Raw genomic sequence first — 254 nt, forward strand, 5'->3', positions numbered from 1 at the left:
TTCTGTTGAAATTGTTTTGCCTTTTGTTGATGCCTTTTTGCTTTTTTGTGGTCGCCAAGCTGTTCATAACAATGTGCTAATTGTTGATGGGGAACCCATGTATAAAAAGCAGTTTGATTCAACATCCAAGCATAACGACGTGATGGTTTTTGTTGATAAGCTGTCGTATACCAAAAGATAGCGGCTTCTATGTTCCCTTGTCGTAAAAAATGTTCGCCCATGCGGCAACTAAAGGGAGGATAAGGCATATCTAA

The 254-nt window shown here is 39.4% G+C and carries 1 pseudogene; it reads right to left on the bottom strand.

Annotated elements, in window-relative coordinates:
- Window positions 1-254 (bottom strand): annotated as a pseudogene (locus JDS99_RS31345) (glycosyl transferase); the annotation flags it as partial.

Origin of the sequence: Bacillus cereus group sp. N6 (genome assembly GCF_016483705.1) — a bacterium.
In the GTDB taxonomy this organism is placed as follows: Bacteria; Bacillota; Bacilli; order Bacillales; family Bacillaceae_G; genus Bacillus_A; species Bacillus_A wiedmannii.